At 64.4% G+C, this 18505-nt stretch carries 22 protein-coding genes and 1 pseudogene; 12 read left to right on the top strand and 11 right to left on the bottom strand.

The features are described from left to right. The first annotated feature begins 15 nt into the window (after window positions 1-15). Together RTCK_RS14400 and RTCK_RS14405 are read left to right on the top strand one after the other, a co-directional pair. Entirely contained in the window at window positions 16-798 is a 783-nt protein-coding gene (locus RTCK_RS14400; RefSeq protein ID WP_142520547.1) for an ABC transporter permease, read from the top strand. Beyond that, window positions 795-1625 (top strand): ABC transporter permease, encoded by an 831-nt coding sequence (locus RTCK_RS14405; protein ID WP_142520546.1) that lies wholly within the window; start codon window positions 795-797, stop codon window positions 1623-1625. The genes RTCK_RS14400 and RTCK_RS14405 overlap by 4 nt, the downstream gene beginning before the upstream one ends. A 43-nt stretch (window positions 1626-1668) precedes the next feature. Here the strand turns inward: RTCK_RS14405 and RTCK_RS14410 are convergent, their stop codons facing one another. Next, the gene (locus RTCK_RS14410) at window positions 1669-2391 is read right to left on the bottom strand and encodes a DUF2270 domain-containing protein (protein WP_142593309.1); all 723 of its coding nucleotides are present in this window, start codon (window positions 2389-2391) and stop codon (window positions 1669-1671) included. Between the two features lie 129 nt (window positions 2392-2520). On the opposite strand from RTCK_RS14410, the gene RTCK_RS14415 reads away from it, so the two are divergent. The 5 genes and pseudogenes from RTCK_RS14415 (at window position 2521) to RTCK_RS14435 (ending at window position 5941) form a co-directional block, all read left to right on the top strand. Further along, on the top strand, window positions 2521-3330 hold the full coding sequence (locus RTCK_RS14415) for a methyltransferase domain-containing protein (RefSeq protein WP_142593310.1): 810 nt from the start codon (window positions 2521-2523) through the stop codon (window positions 3328-3330). Window positions 3331-3352: 22 nt separating this feature from the next. Next, window positions 3353-3913, top strand: coding sequence for a DinB family protein (locus RTCK_RS14420; protein WP_142593311.1), 561 nt, complete (start codon window positions 3353-3355; stop codon window positions 3911-3913). A 2-nt stretch (window positions 3914-3915) separates the two neighbouring features. Then, window positions 3916-4326 carry a CopD family protein gene (locus tag RTCK_RS14425; protein ID WP_142520542.1) on the top strand — a complete coding sequence of 137 codons (411 nt, stop codon included), beginning with the start codon at window positions 3916-3918 and terminating at the stop codon, window positions 4324-4326. Between the two features lie 61 nt (window positions 4327-4387). Then, window positions 4388-5257 carry an NAD(P)-dependent oxidoreductase gene (locus RTCK_RS14430; protein ID WP_142593312.1) on the top strand — a complete coding sequence of 290 codons (870 nt, stop codon included), beginning with the start codon at window positions 4388-4390 and terminating at the stop codon, window positions 5255-5257. Continuing rightward, window positions 5254-5941: pseudogene (locus RTCK_RS14435) on the top strand (DNA alkylation repair protein). Before RTCK_RS14430 ends, RTCK_RS14435 begins: the two are co-directional and overlap by 4 nt. Window positions 5942-5943: 2 nt before the next feature. Here RTCK_RS14435 and RTCK_RS14440 read toward each other — a convergent pair. The 3 genes from RTCK_RS14440 to RTCK_RS14450 form a co-directional block, all read right to left on the bottom strand. Then, window positions 5944-6429 (bottom strand): Lrp/AsnC family transcriptional regulator, encoded by a 486-nt coding sequence (locus RTCK_RS14440; protein ID WP_142593313.1) that lies wholly within the window; start codon window positions 6427-6429, stop codon window positions 5944-5946. A gap of 66 nt (window positions 6430-6495) precedes the next feature. Beyond that, window positions 6496-7161: a uracil-DNA glycosylase family protein gene (locus tag RTCK_RS14445; protein WP_235988701.1), complete on the bottom strand. Its 666-nt coding sequence runs from the start codon at window positions 7159-7161 to the stop codon at window positions 6496-6498. Further along, the gene (locus RTCK_RS14450; protein ID WP_142593314.1) at window positions 7131-7697 is read right to left on the bottom strand and encodes a thermonuclease family protein; all 567 of its coding nucleotides are present in this window, start codon (window positions 7695-7697) and stop codon (window positions 7131-7133) included. Before RTCK_RS14450 ends, RTCK_RS14445 begins: the two co-directional genes overlap by 31 nt. A gap of 121 nt (window positions 7698-7818) precedes the next feature. Here RTCK_RS14450 and RTCK_RS14455 point away from each other — a divergent pair, with 121 nt between their 5' ends. Continuing rightward, window positions 7819-9354 (top strand): sensor histidine kinase, encoded by a 1536-nt coding sequence (locus tag RTCK_RS14455; RefSeq protein ID WP_142593432.1) that lies wholly within the window; start codon window positions 7819-7821, stop codon window positions 9352-9354. A 5-nt stretch (window positions 9355-9359) separates the two neighbouring features. On the opposite strand, the gene RTCK_RS14460 is transcribed toward RTCK_RS14455, so the two are convergent. From RTCK_RS14460 to cobT, 3 genes are all read right to left on the bottom strand, one after another. Beyond that, a complete protein-coding gene (locus RTCK_RS14460) occupies window positions 9360-10397 on the bottom strand; it encodes a hypothetical protein (protein ID WP_142593315.1) in 1038 nt (345 codons plus the stop codon). A gap of 84 nt (window positions 10398-10481) precedes the next feature. Next, entirely contained in the window at window positions 10482-10874 is a 393-nt protein-coding gene (locus RTCK_RS14465) for a diacylglycerol kinase (RefSeq protein ID WP_142593316.1), read from the bottom strand. 2 nt (window positions 10875-10876) lie between these two features. Then, the gene (cobT, locus tag RTCK_RS14470; protein WP_142593317.1) at window positions 10877-11893 is read right to left on the bottom strand and encodes a nicotinate-nucleotide--dimethylbenzimidazole phosphoribosyltransferase; all 1017 of its coding nucleotides are present in this window, start codon (window positions 11891-11893) and stop codon (window positions 10877-10879) included. A gap of 93 nt (window positions 11894-11986) precedes the next feature. Here cobT and cobS point away from each other — a divergent pair, with 93 nt between their 5' ends. The 4 genes from cobS (at window position 11987) to RTCK_RS14490 (ending at window position 13957) form a co-directional block, all read left to right on the top strand. Beyond that, on the top strand, window positions 11987-12769 hold the full coding sequence (cobS, locus tag RTCK_RS14475) for an adenosylcobinamide-GDP ribazoletransferase (RefSeq protein ID WP_142593433.1): 783 nt from the start codon (window positions 11987-11989) through the stop codon (window positions 12767-12769). Window positions 12770-12787: 18 nt separating this feature from the next. Continuing rightward, window positions 12788-13009, top strand: a complete 222-nt coding sequence (locus RTCK_RS14480; RefSeq protein ID WP_142522851.1) for a DUF1289 domain-containing protein — start codon at window positions 12788-12790, stop codon at window positions 13007-13009. Beyond that, window positions 13006-13710 carry a retropepsin-like aspartic protease family protein gene (locus RTCK_RS14485; RefSeq protein ID WP_142593318.1) on the top strand — a complete coding sequence of 235 codons (705 nt, stop codon included), beginning with the start codon at window positions 13006-13008 and terminating at the stop codon, window positions 13708-13710. Before RTCK_RS14480 ends, RTCK_RS14485 begins: the two co-directional genes overlap by 4 nt. A gap of 88 nt (window positions 13711-13798) precedes the next feature. Further along, a complete protein-coding gene (locus RTCK_RS14490) occupies window positions 13799-13957 on the top strand; it encodes a hypothetical protein (RefSeq protein WP_185928019.1) in 159 nt (52 codons plus the stop codon). Between the two features lie 210 nt (window positions 13958-14167). On the opposite strand, the gene RTCK_RS14495 is transcribed toward RTCK_RS14490, so the two are convergent. The 4 genes from RTCK_RS14495 to RTCK_RS14510 all read right to left on the bottom strand — a co-directional run bounded on the left by RTCK_RS14495 (window position 14168) and on the right by RTCK_RS14510 (window position 18267). Continuing rightward, a complete protein-coding gene (locus tag RTCK_RS14495) occupies window positions 14168-14929 on the bottom strand; it encodes an ABC transporter permease (protein WP_142520533.1) in 762 nt (253 codons plus the stop codon). Continuing rightward, entirely contained in the window at window positions 14926-15852 is a 927-nt protein-coding gene (locus tag RTCK_RS14500; protein WP_142593319.1) for an ABC transporter ATP-binding protein, read from the bottom strand. The genes RTCK_RS14495 and RTCK_RS14500 overlap by 4 nt, the downstream gene beginning before the upstream one ends. Window positions 15853-15984: 132 nt before the next feature. Then, a complete protein-coding gene (locus RTCK_RS14505; protein ID WP_142520531.1) occupies window positions 15985-16806 on the bottom strand; it encodes a sulfite exporter TauE/SafE family protein in 822 nt (273 codons plus the stop codon). A 147-nt stretch (window positions 16807-16953) separates the two neighbouring features. Next, complete coding sequence (locus RTCK_RS14510) at window positions 16954-18267, bottom strand: extensin-like domain-containing protein (protein WP_142593320.1); 1314 nt, start codon at window positions 18265-18267, stop codon at window positions 16954-16956. Window positions 18268-18505: the final 238 nt, after the last annotated feature.

Consider the following 18505-nt stretch of genomic DNA (forward strand, 5'->3'; position numbering starts at 1 on the left):
GGGGAAAGCATTTTGATGAGCGGATGGTTCTCCGCCCTCGCCACGGCGCTCGATCCGCTCTGCGGGCAGGTCGGTATCTTCACGCTCCTCGGCGGTGACGGCCTCGTCAGTTGCGGCGCCGGCGGGTGGGGCGACGAGATCGCCTTCGGCGTCAAGGTTACGATCACTCTCGCCGTCGCCACCCTTCCCTTCGGCCTCCTGCTCGGCTTCCTGATCGCGCTCGCTGCGCAATCCGAAGACAAGTTGCTGCGCGCTGCGGTCGGCGTATACACGACGATCTTCCGCGGGCTTCCTGAACTGCTGACACTCTTCATCGTCTATTACGGCCTGCAGTTGCTGCTCCAGTCCATCCTCGGCTGGATGGGCGTCGAGCAGCGGATCGAGATCAACGCCTTCCTCGCCGGCATGATCGCGCTGGCCGTGGTATTTTCCTCCTATGCGTCCGAAGTGCTGCTCTCGGCATTCCGGGCCATCCCGAGAGGTCAGTACGAAGCGGGTGACGCGCTCGGCCTGCATCGGTCGCGAACCATGATCCTCCTCATCCTGCCGCAACTCATCCGCATCGCCCTGCCCGGCCTCGGCAATCTCTGGATGATCCTGCTCAAGGATACGGCTTACGTATCGATCATCGGCTTGTCGGATATCGTGCGCCAGACAAGTGTTGCGGCCCGGGTCAGCAAGGAGGCATTCTTCTTCTATTTCCTGGCCTGCCTGCTCTATCTCGTGCTGGCGATCCTCTCCTCCTTCGGGCTCAGCTTCATCGAGCGCTGGTCCAGGCGCGGCGAGGCGCGCCGATGAGCTACGTCCGGGAACTCATCGCCGCCCGGCCGGCGCCGCCTGCACCCCGCAAGCCCCTTACGCCAGCGCGCGTTCTCGCTCTCGTGATCCTTGGTCTTTGGGTCGCCCTGGCCCTCGCCATGTTGGCAATGGTGGTAACGGGCTGGGACGAAGCCAAGTTTCTCCGCTACGGCCCACGTTATCTTTCCGGTCTCTGGACGACGGTATCGCTGGTCGGCCAGGCGGTTATTCTTGGCGCAATCCTGTCGCTGCCGCTCGCCTTTGCCCGGATGTCGACCAATCGCGTCATCGGCGGCATCGCCTATTCCTACGTCTATGTCTTTCGCGGTACGCCGCTGCTGGCCCAGCTCTTCCTCATCTATTACGGCCTTGGCAGCTTTCGGCCGCAGCTGGAAGCCGTCGGCCTCTGGTGGTTCTTCCGCGAGGCCTGGTATTGCGGGCTCCTGTCGCTCACCCTCAACACCGCAGCCTATCAGGCCGAAATCCTGCGCGGCGCGATCGAGAGCGTGCCGCGGGGGCAGCATGAAGGCGCGGCGGCACTTGGCCTGCCGAAGAGCGTGGCATTCCGCAAGATCATCCTGCCGCAGGCGCTGATCGTCGCGCTTCGGCCCTATGGCAACGAGATCATCCTGCTGATCAAGGGCTCGGCCGTCGTCGCCATCGTCACGGTCTACGACCTGATGGGCGAGACGCGCTATGCCTTCTCCCGTACCTTCGATTACCAGACCTATCTGTGGGCGGCGATCTTCTATCTCGCCATTGTCGAAACGCTCCGGCACATCTGGGCCTGGCTGGAAGCGCGGCTTACACGCCACCTGAAACGCTGAGGGGCGCTTCAGGACGAATTCATCCTTCATTGAAGGCTGCGGCTCACACATGCACCTCGCCGTGCGCCAGTTCGCCGTCGTCGGAAGCCTGGTGAAGCGAGGCGTAGAAGATGAAGCCGTAGAACGCGGCCACGACGACGAGTACGCTCCATCCCGGCAGCGGGCCGAGAGCCGCATTGTGCACGGCCTCGCGCCAGGAAAACACCAGCTCGGCCTCCGTCTCGTCCGGCAGGAGCTTCGGCGTCGAGATCTTCAGGCCCCAGGCCAGAAGCAGGATCAGGTACATCCAGGAATAGTTCCGCCGGATGCGTCGGAACAACGCATCCCGGTAGCTGATCAGGAAGCACGGTGTTCGCAGGCTCTTGGCGATCGCCTCCGCCCAGTCGGGCTTCAGGTCCGCCTGCGGGAAGAGCGCCTGGGCGAAGTAATGCCGCTCCAGCTTCCTCACCCGCGCCCGGTAGACATCGAAGAAGCGGTAGCGCCGCGCTTCGATCAGCAGCAGCAGCGAAACGAGCAGCATGGCGAACAAGACCACGCTGTGATGCGCCGTCGGAGTCGAAAGCGATACGGACAGTAGCGCCGCCACAACCGTGATGGCCCAGTTCGTAGTGCGGTCGATGCGGTCGCGCCAGCTCGTCATCCGCCCCATCTCGCCGCGATAGTAGTGGATGATCATGTTGGCTTTTTCGGCGGACGTGATCGGCAGCGAGGGTGCCCGCCGCTCGATCTTCTCCTCCAGCGCCGTCTGGCCTTGATTGGCTGCCATCGTCCTTTCTCCGGCTGGCGCCCTTCCGGGCGGACCGGGATGAACGATCCGGCAGCCGCCTGCGTTCCCCCCGCTCATTGCCAAACCCCGCGAACGCGCCTAAAGCGGCGGCAACGACGGAGAACGCCCATGAAGAAGATCGACGAGGAAGCGCTGGCGGAGGCCTATAACCGGGCGCTGGCCCTGGAGAAGGAAGGCGACGTCGATGCCGCCGTGAAGGCCTACCAGGAGGTTCTGGATATCGATCCGGAAGATCACGGCGGCGCGGCCGTCCGCATCGCCGCCCTCGGCCGCGGCGAAGCACCGCCCAGGGCGCCCGACGCCTATGTGGAGACCCTGTTCGACCAGCATGCCGAGAGCTTCGAGGACATACTGGTCGACCAGCTCGGCTATGCGGTTCCCGTCATGGTCCGCCAGCGCCTGCAGGCGCTGAACCTCGGCCCGTTCAAGCGCATGCTCGACCTTGGCTGCGGGACCGGCCTCACCGGCGGCGCATTGCGCGACATGGTCGACGACATCACAGGCATCGACATTTCGGAAAACATGGTCGAGATCGCCCACGAAAAGGATCTCTACGAGACGCTTTACGTGGCAGAGGTCGAGGATTTCCTCGAGGACAACGACGACGATCCCTTCGATCTCGTCACCGCCACCGACGTCCTGCCCTATCTCGGCGCGCTGGAGCCGCTGTTCTTCGGTGCCGCCGAGAACATGCTGCCGGGCGGCATCCTCGTCTTCTCCTCCGAAACGCTGCCGGCGTCCGACGGACGCAACTATATCGTCGGACCACACCAGCGCTTCCTGCATTCCGAGGCCTATATCCGTGCCCGCCTGTCCGATACCGGCTTCGACATCGTCGAGATCTCCGAGATCAACGTCCGCATGCAGGACGGCCAGCCGAGCCCGGGCCATCTGGTCATGGCGAAGCTCAAAGGCTAGGGTCTCCTTCAGGAGGAACCCGATGACACCGCAGCGCTACCTTCTGGCTCAGGCCTACAACAACGCCTGGGCCAATCATCGATTGCTGAACGCCTGCCGGATGCTGTCGCCGGAAGAACTGGCGGCTCCCCGCGTGAGCTTCTTTCCTTCCATCATTCACACCCTCAACCATATCCTCACGGTCGACTGGCTCTATATCAGCGCGCTGGAAGGCGATTGCATCGGCAGCGCCGCGTTCGAGCCGGAAATCCCCTTCTCCCGTATCGTCGATCTGGAGCGCGAACAGCGTGCAGCGGATCGGCGCCTGATCGATCACTGTCGGCTCCTCGACCGCGAGATGTTGCTGGCGGAGGTCCATATCCCGCGTAAGAGCCATGTCCAGGTCGAACGAACGGACCGCATCCTGCTGCATCTCTTCCAGCATCAGATCCATCACCGCGGACAAATTCACGCCATGCTTTCGGGAACGTCCGTCGCTCCGCCGCAACTGGACGAGTTCTTTCCCGCCGACCCGGCCGAAAGGGCCCTGCGACGAGCGGACTTTCTGGAACTCGGCTTCACCGAAGAACTCATCTGGGACTGACCATGCTCTATTTCGTCATCAAATCCCTGCACATCGTCTCCGACATCGTCTGGGTCGGCGGCATGCTGGTAAACGCCTTTGTCATCGCCATGGTACCGCCGACGATCCGCACCGGCGTGATCTCCGCGCTCAGGCCCTTCGACCGGAGGGTGACCAGCATTGCGGAAGGCGGAGCCTGGCTGTTCGGCATCATCCTTGCCGTCTGGTACGGCTGGTACGCGACGGGCTGGTTCGGCTTCAAGTTCCTGCTCGTCGTCATGCTGTCGGCGCTGCACGGAATGCAGGCAGCCTGGCTGCGCCGCATGGAGGCGGATCCGCATCTCGATCCCCCCGCCTTCGTCAGGGTCGGCATGCCGGTCGTGCTCGTCTCCGTGGTCGCGATCGTTCTGCTGGCGGTGGTGAAACCCTTCTGACGGCATTGAGACGGCAGCGCGATTCCGTTAGGTCTGTGTGAGGAACAAGCAGGAGGAAGACATGGCGAAGGTGGCATTCATCGGATTGGGTGTGATGGGGTTCCCGATGGCGGGCCACCTGAAGGAGAAAGGCGGCCACGACGTCGCAGTCTACAACCGCACCTCCGCCAAGGCCGAGGAATGGGTGAATAAACATGGCGGGCGATCCGCCACCACGCCGGCCGACGCCGCCCGCGATGCCGACTTCGTCTTCACCTGCGTCGGCAATGATGACGACCTCCGCTCCGTCACGCTCGGGGAAACCGGCGCGATTGCCGGCATGAAGGCAGGCGCCGTGCTGATCGACAATACCACCGCCAGCGCGGAGGTTGCCCGCGAACCCTACGATGCCGCGAAGGACAGGGGCATCGACTTCATCGACGCACCCGTCTCCGGCGGCCAGGCCGGCGCGGAAAACGGCGTCCTGACGGTCATGTGCGGCGGCGACCAGGACGTGTTCGACCGCGCCAAACCCATCATCGAGGCCTATGCCCGCATGGTGGGACTGATGGGGCCGGTCGGCGCCGGCCAACTCACCAAGATGATCAACCAGATCTGCATCGCCGGCCTCGTCCAGGGCCTTGCGGAAGGGATCCATTTTGGCAAGAAGGCCGGTCTCGACATTGAAAAGGTTGTCGAAGTCATCTCCAAGGGGGCCGCCGGCTCCTGGCAGATGGAGAACCGTCACAAGACCATGGATCAGGGCAGGTACGACTTCGGTTTCGCCGTCGACTGGATGCGCAAGGATCTCGGCATCGTGCTGGCCGAGGCGCGCCGCAACGGCGCCAAGCTCCCCGTCACTGCCCTGGTCGACCAGTTCTACGGCGACGTGCAGTCCATGGGCGGCAATCGCTGGGACACGTCCTCGCTGCTCGCCCGGCTGGAAAAATGACGCTCGGGCCCGGCTCCGGCGCGGATGACATCGTCCGGCATCTGAAGTCGCTCCGCAACGAGGCAAGCATCGCCGGCATGGCCCGCTTCGGCATCGACACCTCCACCGCGCTCGGGATCACGACCCCGCAGATGCGCTCGGTTGCCCGTCAGGTGAAGCGCAACCATGAACGCGCGCTCCAGCTCTGGCAGACTGGGCTGCGCGATGCCCGCATGGCTGCGATCCTCACTGCCGATCCGCACCGGCTGACGAGGGAGGAGGCCAGTGCCTGGGCGGCAGGCTTCAATTCCTGGGAAATCGTAGACACCGCCGCCGACCTTTTCACGCAGACGTCCTTCTGGCCGGAATTGATCGCGCAGTTCGCCGCGGACGAACGCGAATATGTACGCCGCACCGCCTTCGCGATGATCGCCGGCGCGACCGTACGTAAAAAGCAGGAGCCGGATGAAAGACTGCTCGCCTATCTGCCGTTGATCGAGGCGCACGCGACGGACCCGCGCAACTTCGTCAGGAAGGCCGTGAACTGGGCCTTGCGCAATATCGGCAAGCGCAACCGCGCCTGCCATGCTCCGGCGCTCGTCCTGGCCAAGAAGCTCGCGGCGAGTGATGACAGGACCGCACGCTGGATCGGCAAGGACGCCGTGCGCGAACTGATGAGCGAGAAGTCTCGCCCGCCTGAAATAGGCTCAGTCCTCGCCGGACTTCTGGTCGAGCACCATGTAGTCCAGCGGCAGTTCCGTCGTGTACTTGATCTGCTCCATCGCGAAGGCGGAGGAGACGTCGCGGATCTCGATGCGCGCGATCAGCCGCTTGTAGAAGGCGTCATAGGCGGCGATATCCGGCACCACGACCCGCAGCAGGTAGTCCACGTCGCCGCTCATCCGGTAGAACTCCACGACCTCCGGGAAGTCGACCACCACTTCGGAGAAGCGCTTCAGCCACTCGATGGAATGGCTCGCCGTGCGGATGGAGACGAAGACGGTGACCTTTGTGTTCACCTTGACCGGGTCGAGCAGCGCCACGCGCCGGCGGATGACGCCTTCCTCTTCCATCCTCTGGATGCGGCGCCAGCAGGGCGTGGTGGACAGGCCCACCTTCTTTGCGAGGTCGGCGACGGCCAGGGTGGAATCTTCCTGGAGGATACGCAGGATTTTACGGTCAAGACGGTCCATCAGAGAGCCTTTCGGAATGATATTCTCCGCTATAGCTCATTTCAGCACATACCGGCGAATTTTGTTTTAACGCGTTAGGATTTCCACATGCCGTTTCAGGACCGGCAGCACATCCGCCTCGAACCAGGGATTGCGCTTCAGCCAGCCGGTATTGCGCCAGCTCGGGTGCGGCAGCGGCAGGATTCGCGGCCCCTGGTTCACAAGAAAATAGTCCCGCCAGTTGCGGACGGTCTCCGTCATTCCCTTGCTTCGCCTCGTCCCCAGATGCCAGGCCTGCGCATACTGGCCGATCGCCAGCACCAGTTCGATCTGCGGCATTGCGTCGATGACGGCCCGCCGCCAGAGCGGCGCGCATTCCCGGCGCGGCGGCAGGTCGCTGCCTTTCTCGTCATAGCCGGGAAAGCAGAAGCCCATCGGCACGATTGCAAAACGGTCGGGGTCGTAGAACTCCTCCCGGCCGACCCCGAGCCACGCACGAAGGCGATCTCCGGAGGCGTCGTTGAACGGCAGCCCGCTTTCGTGGACGCGGAGACCGGGAGCCTGCCCCGCGATCAGGATGCGCGCCTTGCGCGACAACACCGCCACCGGCCGCGGTTCGTGCGGCAGCCGGTCGACCGGACCGCGGGCAGGAGCGTCGAGACAGAGACGGCAGGAGGCGATCGCCGCCCGCAGTTCCTCCAGGCCGTCGCCGTGCCCTTCGATCAGTTTCGCCCGAACCATCCTTTCAGCCATGCCAGGAAACCCTCCGCCGCGCTCGGATCGTCCATCATTCCATGCCGCACGCGCCAGTCGCGCGGACGCTCGAATTCACCTGTCCAAAGACCCTCGCCGCCACTGCGCGCTTCGGCCTCTTCCGACGAATAGTCGCCCGAGGCGACCGCCATGCCGGCCTTCACCAATTCCGCGTTTATATCTAGCCCGCCGTTACGACACCGCACGAGCAGCCGTCCGTAGCGGTCCCGTTCCGATCCGGAGCACACGACGGAAGCGGCGGAAGTAAGGCGCTCCAGCGTCGCCCGTGCCTCTTCCCCGCACCGCCAGTTCCGGCCGCTACCGTCTTCGCAGGTCTGCCGCGCCTCCGGAGCATCAAGCCCTTCGAGCCGCAATCGCTCCGCACCCGCCGCCAGCGTGTCCCCGTCGACTGCCACGAACGGCCCGGAGATAGACACGGCGGCGCTGTCTTCGAGCCGGGCGGCGATGAGGGCGCCGAGAAAAATCAGTGCGAGGAAAAGCCCGGCATCCCTCACCTTCCGAATTATTCGCGTCACGATCCCGCCTTAATCAACAACAGAGCCTTCAGAGAAATGGCAAACAAAACCTTGCCCGGCAGGATCTTCTTAAGGTTTGCGCCCTAGGCTCACAACCATCGGGGAAATCTATCCAGTGGTCATGAGTAACGGCGCCAGCGCCTCGGCGGACAAGAACATCGTCGACCTGTCTCGCAGTCACCGCAACAAGGCGGTGTCGAAGACCGTCCGCGCGACCCGGGAACGCCTGCAGGCCAGCGGCGGCAGCGCGCCGGTCTTCGATCGCGACGTGCTGGCGATCCACATCAAGGCGGTTCTCCAGAGCGCCCTGGTCACGCCCCTGTTCGTGGCCGTGGTCACGGCCGTCGGCCTCTACGTCAACCCCGTCGCAAACCTTTTCGGCTGGGCCCTGCTCGCCCTCAGCGTTCATGCCATCAACGTGCTGATCGCACGCCGCGCCAGTCGGGTGGAGATCACGGCGGCCGACACTGGCAAGTGGCGGCGCCGGCTTCTGATCGGCCAGTTCCTGGTCGGCGGCGCCTGGGCGGTGTTCGCCATTCAGGATTGCCCCGCCTGCACCGGGGATGGCTATTATTTCTATCAGGGCATGGCGCTTCTCGTGGCCATCTCCATCAGCGCCATGAACGGCGTGATGCTCCGCCAGGGCGTGCTGTTCGGCTTCCTGCCGCTGGTGGGCACCCTGCTCGTGGCCGCCTTCGTCTCCCGCCATCCGCTCGATATCGGCATGACGGCCATGTGCGCCGTCGCAGTCGTGTTCTTTCACTACATCTCCGAGCGTCAATACCGTTCCAACCTCACGCTGATGTCCTATCAGTGGGAAAAGGACGACCTGATCGCCGAACTGGAGGTGGCGAAGTCCATGTCCGACGAGGCCCGCCGCCGCGCCGAGGACGCCAATCTCGCAAAATCGCGTTTCCTGGCTTCCATGTCGCATGAGTTGCGCACGCCTCTGAACGCCATCCTGGGCTTCTCCGAGGTCATGAATTCGGAACTGCTGGGCCCTCTCCCCAACCCGACCTACCGGGAGTATGCAGCCGACATCCACCGCTCCGGCGAGCACCTTCTGAACCTGATCAACGAGATCCTCGACCTGTCCCGCATCGAGGCCGGGCGCTATGAACTCAATGAGGAGGCTCTCTCCCTTCTCGACATCGCCGAGGACTGTATCGGCATGGTCCAGTTGCGGGCGAGTGCCAAGAACATCGCGATCCACGAGCAGTTCGAGCCCACCCTGCCGCAGATATGGGCCGACGAGAAGGCCATCCGCCAGGTCATCCTCAACCTGCTGTCCAACGCCGTGAAGTTCACCACCCAGGGCGGGGAGATCACCGTGAAGGTTGGCTGGACCGCCGGCGGCGGCCAATATGTCGCGGTGAAGGACAACGGTCCCGGTATACCGGAGGAAGAGATCCCGATCGTGCTCTCCGCCTTCGGCCAGGGCTCGATCGCCATCAAGAGCGCCGAACAGGGCACCGGGCTCGGCCTGCCAATCGTCCAGGCGATCCTGGCCAAGCACGACGGCCAGTTCGTGCTGCGCTCTAAACTGCGCGAGGGAACGGAGGCGATCGCCATCCTCCCCGCCACCCGCGTCCTGCAAAGCCTTCCGGCCGTCGAGGACGCCGCCCCGGTGGAGCGGCGCCGCAGGTCGTTTGCCTGAATGTCCTACCGGACGATCCGCAGGAAATCCCTGTCCTGTGCGAAGTCCTGCAGGTCGTCGTCCCGCTCGTTCTCCCTCGTCAGCGCCGCCAGATGACGCCGGTATCCGGGATCGAGATCCACGGCCCTGCGCGCTGCGTTCAGAACGGCCCGGCGCACCTCTGCGAGCTGTGCCTTCGGTGCCTCGTTCAACAGCAGCTGATGGTGCCGCTGGCCGTTGGCCGCCGCCATCAGATACCAGTAACGCGCCATCTGGGAGGCAACCGTGTCCTCCAGGTTCTCGCCAATCTCCAGCACGCGGCGGTAGCCATCCTCCTCGTACAACAAAGCATTCAGCACATGCATGGTCTGGTCGAGGGATATCCTGTCGACATTGGCGATATAGCTCATCACGGAGCCTCCATTCTTCCCCGCGAGCTCCTTGGCGATGGAGCGGATCTCGGCGGTATCGACCGGAAGCTCCTCGTCACCGACCCGGCTCATCAGTTTCTCGACGTGCAGGAAGAGCGGGGAGAGATACAGTCTGGTGTAGAGGTAGAGAAAGACGAAGCCCGACACGAGCCCGACAATCAGAATGAACGGTCCTGCCGCCGCCAGGCTCTTGGAACTCTCCGCTTCAAGAAAGCCGGTGAAGGATCGCAGATGTGCGCCGATGGAGGTAACCTGGCTCAGGCCGACGCCGACGATCATGGTTGTCAGCCATTCGGAGATCCGCTCGAGATTGGTGTTCGAGCCCAGAAGCCGGCTGTTCGCCGCCGCTTTCGCGCCCTCTCCTGCGCCGGCGTTAGCTGCTGCCGTGCCGGTGGAGAGCACTCTCGGTACCGAAAACAGGAACCCCAGCGACGCGCCTGCGGCCGACGCCGCAAAAAGAATAAGTCCGCCAAGACCCACGGCGCCGGCCACGCCCCTGAACTGGGACAAGACGAGGCACACTCCGGTGACGACAGCCCCGATCATGCCGATCAGCGCCAGCAGAACCGCATGCTGATCCCTCTGCCGCGTCTCCCGATCCGCCAGCCATCGTCCCCTGAGCATACCCAACATATCGACCCCTCCCGGTTGTATTGACAAATGAATACAACCAAAGATAACGAAGGGTCAAGATGCCCCATTCCGTGCGTCGGTGACTTAGCCAAGAAGTCGGTCGTACAGGCACCACAGCACGAACAAGCCGTTTGCACACAACAGGCAGAAGACTGCGAAGGAACCCAGGTCCTTGGCATGCCGGCCGACAGTCGAAATTTCCGGCGAGATGCGGTCCACCAGTTCCTCGATCGCCGTGTTCAGAGCCTCGACGCAGAAGAGAAGCAGCATCAGGATGATGAAGATCAGGTAGTGGACGGGCTGCACGCCGATCAACAGGAAGAGCAGCAGTCCGAGGACGAAGGCGACCACCTCTGTTCGGAATGCCTCTTCCTGCCAGACCCGTGCCAGGCCCTGCAGGGAATAGCGGGTTGCGGCGAGCACGCGCCGCGGCCCGCTCGCCTTCCTGATCCCGCTCTTCTGTGGTGCCTTCTCCAAGATCAGTGCCCCGCGTTCACGCCCGCCTGGGCGAAGGTGGCCATGCCGGAATGGCAGGCGGCGGCGGCCTTCACGATGCCGGCTGCGAGCGCCGCGCCGGTGCCTTCGCCGAGCCGCATGCCGAGCGCCAGGAGTGGCGTCTTGCCAAGCTTCTCGACCGCCTTCAGGTGACCCGGCTCGGCCGAGACATGGCCGATCAGGCAATGGTCGAGCGCCGATGGATTGGCCGCCTTCAGGATCGATGCCGCGGCCGTCACCACATAGCCGTCGAGCAGCACCGGAATCTTCTCCATCCGCGCGGCGAGGATCGCGCCGGCGATAGCCGCGATCTCGCGGCCGCCCAATCGCCGCAGCACTTCGAGCGGGTCCTTGAGGTGGTCCTTGTGGAACTCCACCGCCGTCTTCACCGCCTGCACCTTCCGCTCCATCTGGACGCCGTGCGAGCCGGTCCCCGGTCCCACCCAGTCCTCGGCCTCCCCGCCGTACAGGGCAAGGTTGATGGCCGCCGCGATCGTCGTATTGCCGATACCCATTTCGCCGACGCAGAGAAGATCGGTGCCGCCGGCGATCGCCTCCATGCCGAAGGCCATGGTCGCGGCGCAATCGCGCTCCGAAAGCGCCGCCTCGCAGGTGATGTCGCCGGTCGGATAGTCGAGCGCGAGATCGAAGATCTTGAGCCCCAGGTCGTAGGTGACACAGATCTGGTTGATCGCCGCGCCGCCGGCGGCGAAATTCTCCACCATCTGCTGCGTGACCGACGGCGGGAAGGGCGTGATGCCGTGCTTCGTCACGCCGTGATTGCCGGCAAAGATCGCCACCAGCGGGCGTGTCACCGCCGGGGGACGCCCCGTCCACGCCGCCAGCCACATGGCGATCTCCTCCAGCCGTCCGAGCGAGCCCGGCGGCTTCGTCAGCTGCGCGTCCCGCTCGCGGGCAGCGACCAGTGTGCGGGAGTCCGGACCCGGCAGGTTCTGCAGCAGGGTCCGGAAGTCGTCGAATGGCAGGCCGCTCACGCTCATGGGGATGCTCTCTTTCGTCCTCGGCCGGCTGCTTGTCTTTGCCGGCAAATCAGGCTTTGGTGCTCTCATAATCGGGCAGGCACGGAGGGACAACTGCCAAACGCGAAGGAATTCCTCACCGACCTTGCCCGCTCGCTCGGCTTTCTCAGCCGTCTGCCGGTGCCTGCCCGTTTTTTCGAGGGGCATGACGGCTCCGTCAGCCGTGCCGTGCGGGCCTTTCCGGCCGCAGGCGTTCTGATCGCCGCCGGGCCGGCGCTCGTGCTCGCGCTGTTGCTGCAAATGGACGCGGATCCTCTCTTGCCGGTGGTCGTCGCGCTCACGGTGCTGACGATCCTCACCGGCGCATTGCATGAGGACGGCCTTGCCGATGCGGCCGACGGTTTCGGCGGTGGCAGGGATCGGGAGCATGCGCTGTCGATCATGAAGGACAGCCGTGCCGGAAGCTATGGCGTCATCGCCCTCATCCTGTCCCTCGCCCTGCGGACGGCGGCCCTCGCCGCCCTCGCCGAAGGAAAGGCTGCACTTCCGGCCCTGGGATTGATGGCTGCGGCGGCAATCAGCCGAGGCCTGATGGTCTGGCATTGGGCGGCGTTGCCGTCGGCGCGCCCTAACGGGGTGGCAGTCGCCGCCGGCAGGCCGGCCGCGGCTTCCCGCACCTTCGCCCTCACCAGCGCGGCCCTCCTCGCGCTGCTCCTCCTGCTGCCGGCGGTCTCTCCCGTCCCTGTCCTCCTTGCCGGCGCCCTTGCAGCGCTTGCCGCTCTCGGTGTCACCCGGCTTGCGACAAGGAAGATCGGCGGCCACACCGGCGATACGATCGGCGCCACGCAGCAGGCCAGCGAGATCGTGTTTCTCGCCTCCCTTGCACTCATCGCCTGAACCGCCGATATGTCAGCCATGATCTCGCCCTGCATCCTCGTCTGCTCCATCGACGACAAGACCGGCTACTGCTTCGGCTGTGGACGCACCCGCGACGAAATCGCGGGCTGGATGAAGTTCAGCGAGGGGGAGCGGCTGGCGCTGATGGAAATTCTGCCTGCACGGATCGATACGGTCGAGCGGAAGCCCCGCCGCGAAACGAAGCGCCAGCGGCTGGCGCGGGAGCGGGCGCTCCCGTGAACGGTCTCACCTTCGTCCTTCTCGTTCTGGGTGCGGGCCTTGCCCTTCTCCTCGTCAACCACGACAGCGGCCAGACCTTCGGCATGGCGAACGAGGATTTCGGCCGGATGATCTACCTCGTGCCGATCGCCGGCTTGCTCTCGGCCGGCCTGCTCGCCGGACGCCGGGGCAACCTTGGCCAGATCCTGCGCTACATCGCCGTCTGGCTCGTCATCATCCTCGGCCTCGTCGCCGGCTACCTCTATCGCTACGACCTGCAGCAGATCGGCGCCCGCCTTTCCGCCGGCCTTGTTCCGGGAAGCGCGGTGGAGGTCAGCAGCCGGGACGGCATCACCGAAGTCGTCATCCATCGCGGCACCCGCGGACATTTCCAGACGACGGTGAGCGTGAACGGCCATCCGGTCCCGATGCTCGTGGATACCGGCGCCAGCGCCGTGGTCCTGTCCTACGACGATGCCGAACGGATCGGCCTCGACCCGCGAAGCCTTGCCTATTCCGTGACCGTTTCGACAGCCAATGGCCGGGCCACCGCTGCCCCGGTGCGGCTGGCCGAGATTGTGATCGGCCCGATCGTGCGTCGCGACCTGCGTGCCATGGTTGCCGAGGAAGGCCGGCTGGACCAGAGCCTTCTCGGCATGACCTTCCTTTCCACGCTGGATTCGGTCCAGATGCAGACCGACGAACTGCGTCTGCGCGACTGACGCCTCTCCTCTGAAGGAGTGATACAGTCCTGGCGCCTGCGTCAGAACGTCGTTTTGTCAACTTTGCCGGATGGGCTATAAGCCGGCCATGTCTACAAAGATCCTTCTTCTCCTCCTCACCCTCGTTGCCGCCGCTCTTGTCGTGTTCGGAGCCGTCACCATAGGCGTCGCCCAGGCGATCACCATGCTGGCGCTGGTGTCGATGCTCGTCGTCTTCGTGTTCCTGGTCCGCGTCAGCATGCTCTGAGGGTCGCGGAGGTCAGATCTTGCTCGGCTGTTTGCCGGCGCGGCCTAGGTCCTGGCCATGATCTTCTCCAGCCACCCGAGCATCACCACCGACACGACGAAGGCGCCCCGGTTGGTCGTCGCAGCGCTCCGGAGCAAGACGTCTCTGCTGCGGCAAACGGGCATTCTCGCGCCTCCGTGATCACGCTCTCATGATCACGAAGGACAACCCTCAGTTCCGCAGGCGGTAGCCCGTCCTGAATATCCACGCGACCAGCGTCAGGCAGAGCGTCAGGAACAGCCCGATCATGGCGAGGCTGATCAGCGGATTGACGTCGGCGATTTCGTAGAAGCTCCAACGGAAACCGCTAACGAGGTAGAGCACCGGATTGAAGTGGCTCACCGCCTGCCAGAACGGCGGCAGCATGTCGATCGAGTAGAAGCTCCCGCCGAGGAAGGTCAGCGGCGGCACCACCAGCATGGGCACGATGTTGAGCTGTTCGAAGTTCTTCGCCCAGATGCCGATGATGAAGCCGGCGAGGCTGAAGGTGATGGCCGTCAGCACCAGGAAGACCACCATCATCACCGGATGGGCGATCGAGATGTCGACGAAGAACGAGGCCGTGGCGAGGATGATCAGCCCGATGATCAGCCCCTTGCTGGCCGCGGCTCCCACATAGCCGATCAGGATCTCGGTCATCGCGATGGGCGCCGACAGGATTTCGTAGATGGTCCCCGTGAACTTCGGGAAGTAGATGCCGATCGAGCCGTTGCCGATGCACTGCGTCAGCAATGTCAGCATGATCAGGCCAGGGGTGATGAAGGAGCCGTAGGAAACGCCGTCCACCTCCTGGATGCGCGAGCCGATGGCCGTGCCGAAGACGATGAAGTAGAGCGAGGTGGTGATGACCGGCGAGACGACGCTTTGCAGCAGCGTGCGGCGCATCCGCGCCATCTCGAACAGGTAGATGGATTTGATCGCTTCGTAATTCATGCTCTCTGCCCCACCAGTTCCACGAAGATGTCCTCCAGCGAGCTCTGCCGGGTGGACAGATCGCGGAATTCGATACCCTGCGCCGCGAGCGATCCCAGAAGGGTCGCAATGCGCCCCTGCTCCGCTTCGCCCTGGTACTCGTAGATCAGCGCGCCGCCGTCCTCGGCGAGTGCTACATTGTAGGAATCGAGCCCCGGCGGCAGTGCTCCAAGTGGCTCGGCAAGCTCCAGCCGCAATTCCTTGCGCCCGAGCTTCCTCATCAGCGCCGTCTTGTCCTCCACCAGCAGCAGCTCGCCGCCGTTGATGACCCCCACCCGGTCGGCGATCTCCTCGGCCTCTTCGATGTAATGCGTGGTGAGGATGATGGTGACGCCGTCCTTGCGCAGCCGCTCCACCACCTGCCACATCTCCCGCCGCAGGTTGACATCGACACCGGCCGTCGGCTCGTCGAGGAAGAGGATTTCCGGCTCGTGCGCCAGCGCCTTGGCGATCAGCACGCGGCGCTTCATCCCGCCGGAGAGTTCGCGCAGCATGTTCTCGCGCTTCTCCCATAGCGAAAGATCCCTGAGGATGGCTTCGATCCTCGCCGGATCGGCCTTCTTGCCATGCAGCCCGCGAGAGAAGGTCACCGTGTTCCAGACCGTCTCGAACTGGTCCGTCGTGAGTTCCTGCGGCACCAGGCCGATCATCGCCCGTGTCCGGCGGAAGTCGCGCACCACATCGTGGCCGCCGACCAGCACCTGGCCGTCGCTTGGATTGACGAGACCGCAGACGATCGAGATCAGCGTCGTCTTGCCCGCACCGTTCGGCCCGAGAAGCGCAAGGATCTCGCCCTTCCCGATGTCCAGGTTCACGCCCTTCAGCGCCTGAAACCCGTTGCCATAGGTTTTGGCCAGGTTACGGATGGATACGATGGGAGCCATGCGGAGTTCTTTTGCGAAATGTGTTTGCGGGAAGTGGCGCCAATATAGGCATCACTCGCCCTGAAACCATCCCCGATAGAAGAACATTGCGTTCACGATGGCGGACCAATCTCGACGAAACGCCGGCGTGCCTTACACGATGATCGTCGCGAAGAACTGCAGCGAAACGAGGATCAGGAAGATCCCGAAGCCGATCTCCAGCTGCCGCTTCGACATGGCATGGGCGAGCTGCGCGCCGAGCGGTGCCAGCGACAGCGTGATCGGGATCAGCAGGGCGACTGCGAGCCAGTTGATGTAACCGGTCGAAAACGGCGGCAGGCCGTAAACGCCCAAGCCGCCCCAGACATAACCGGCGAGCCCCGGCAGCGAGATCAGCACGCCGACCCCCGACGAGGTCGCCACGGCCTGGTGGATCGGGCGTCCGTAGAGGGTCATGAATGTATTGTTGAGCACGCCGCCGCCGATCCCCATCAGCCCGGACAGGATTCCGATGCCCGTTCCCACGGCAAACCGCGCCGGCCTGCCGGGAAGGTCGGTTCCCAGCCGCCAGCTTGCCCGGTTGAAGATCATCCGGAAGGCCAGCGCCAGGGCGATGATCGCAAAGATCGCCCGCAGTTCGGCGCTCGACGCCCTCGCCGCGACATAGGCTGCGGCGAGCGTACCAAGCGGCACGGCGATGATCCACCCCTTCAGCAGCGCCGTATCGACCGCCCCGCGCTTCCGATGCGCCATGAAGGAGCGGATCGACGTCGGCACGATGATCGCGAGCGAGGTGCCGAGCGACAGTTGCATGCGCACCTCCTCCGGCACGCCGAGAATACCGAAGACGTGAAAGAAGATCGGCACCAGGACGGCGCCGCCTCCGATCCCGAACATGCCGGCCAGAAGGCCTGCAAGCGCTCCCGCTGCGGCAAGAGCCACGACGAAGGGAAGAAGTTCGGAAAAAGGAGGCATCGGTGTGACCGGAAATGCTGCCGCGACGCGGCCTGGGTTTCACTGCGGCACTGTCCTTGGCACCTTGCGCCCCCGGTGACAAGCGGGTTCGGCGGCAGGCGGTACGCCTGATCACCTATTGCGCAACACCGACCGCCGCGGCATCCGCTAGTCGCAGTATTTCGATCCGGACCTGCGGGCGCGCAGATCGAAGTGGAAGTGGTTCCAGTGCTCCTTGTTGCTGCCGGGACCCAGGACCGTATGGAAATACTTGCAGCTGTCGTCGCGGACGGTGTTCAGCAGGCCGCGCTCCCGGAAGGCGAAGATGTTCTTCTTGCGCACGTCGATCCGCTTGCCGTTCTTCAGCACGAACTTGCCAAGGTCGATGGCGTTGCCGCGCGCATGCTCCGACATGGGGTTGCGCTTCTGCCGGCTGTTGTTCATCCGCCGGCAGGAATAGCCGCCCATGGACTCGATGGTCTTCACGCCGGAAAGGTAGCGGTAGCGAGAGGATGGGGCGAGTTCGAACTTCACCCACTTCGCCAGCGCAAGCGTCGTCTGGCAGTTGAGCTTAGTCGCCGGCTTCAGGGCGATGTTGCCGGAAAACCCGCTGAGCAGTACGGGATGCTCGATGCCGCAACTCGGACCGTCGTGGATGGGCGGAATGTCGCGGAACTGAACCCCGAGCCGGCGAAGCTCGGCCCGGCAGCTTACCTCCGACTGCGGCATGACCGTCCGTGGCCGGATCGGCTGCCGCTCGCTCATCGGATTGTCGGGCGCCAGCATCGAAACCTGCTGCGGCTCCTGCGGCGGCAGCCGCGTCCGCGCCACGACCGGCGAGTGGTCGCCCCATACGAGGTTGCCGCCGCCCTGCCCGTCCTGCATCCCGGCGCCCTGCCGCTTCGGCGGAATGCTGATCATCTGGTCGTTCTGTGGAGAAGGCATTCCGGCATTAGAGCCGAGCGCCACCGGATTGTCGGTTCCGATGCCGTCGACCACGGGCTGCGCCGTCGCGCCCTCGGCGATCATCTGGTCCTGCTCCTGCGCTAGCCCCGTCACCTGAGCCCCGCCGCCGTCGACGAAGCCGAACTGGGCATCCATGTTGACGCCCTCCTCGGGGATGACCTGCCCCGCGCTTCCGGCTGAAGAGAGCGGCATCGCCTCGTCGCTGTCGATCATCGGCAGTTCGCCCGCCCGTGCGGTGGACGCAGCTGCGGGAGCATTCTCCAGGGGAGCCGATTGGACGGGCAGATCTGCGGCATAGGGATCGACATAGCCGCCACCGGCCTGCGACACGGGGGCCACCGGCGCCTGGTAGGGCTGCTGCGACGCGGAAGGCTCGGACATCGGCCCGATCGAGCTGACGCGGGTCTCGCCGTCGACGCTCGCCGGCGGCACGAGGCCTTCGGCGGAACAGCTCGCCAGCATCGTCGTGATCATCAGCGAGGCGAGAACCCGCCGGGAAAGGGAAGCATACGCCATACCAGTTGCCGCTCACGGTGCCGAAATGGCACATCCCGAGAATCTACGTCGATGCGGTAAACGAAGGCTTGAGAAAACAAGGCAGCATAAGGGTATCTTCGAGGCGAACGGCCGGTGGATTCGTCCATCGCCCCGCAGTATCGGCCTTCCGTCCCTATCCTTCGCCCCCAGGGGACGACCGGCCGCTTCAGGCTGCCCGGCATGGAAGACCCGCCGGAGCTTCCCCCGGCGGGTCCTG

The organism is Pseudorhizobium endolithicum (genome assembly GCF_902153245.2).
Lineage (GTDB): Bacteria > Pseudomonadota > Alphaproteobacteria > Rhizobiales > Rhizobiaceae > Neorhizobium > Neorhizobium endolithicum.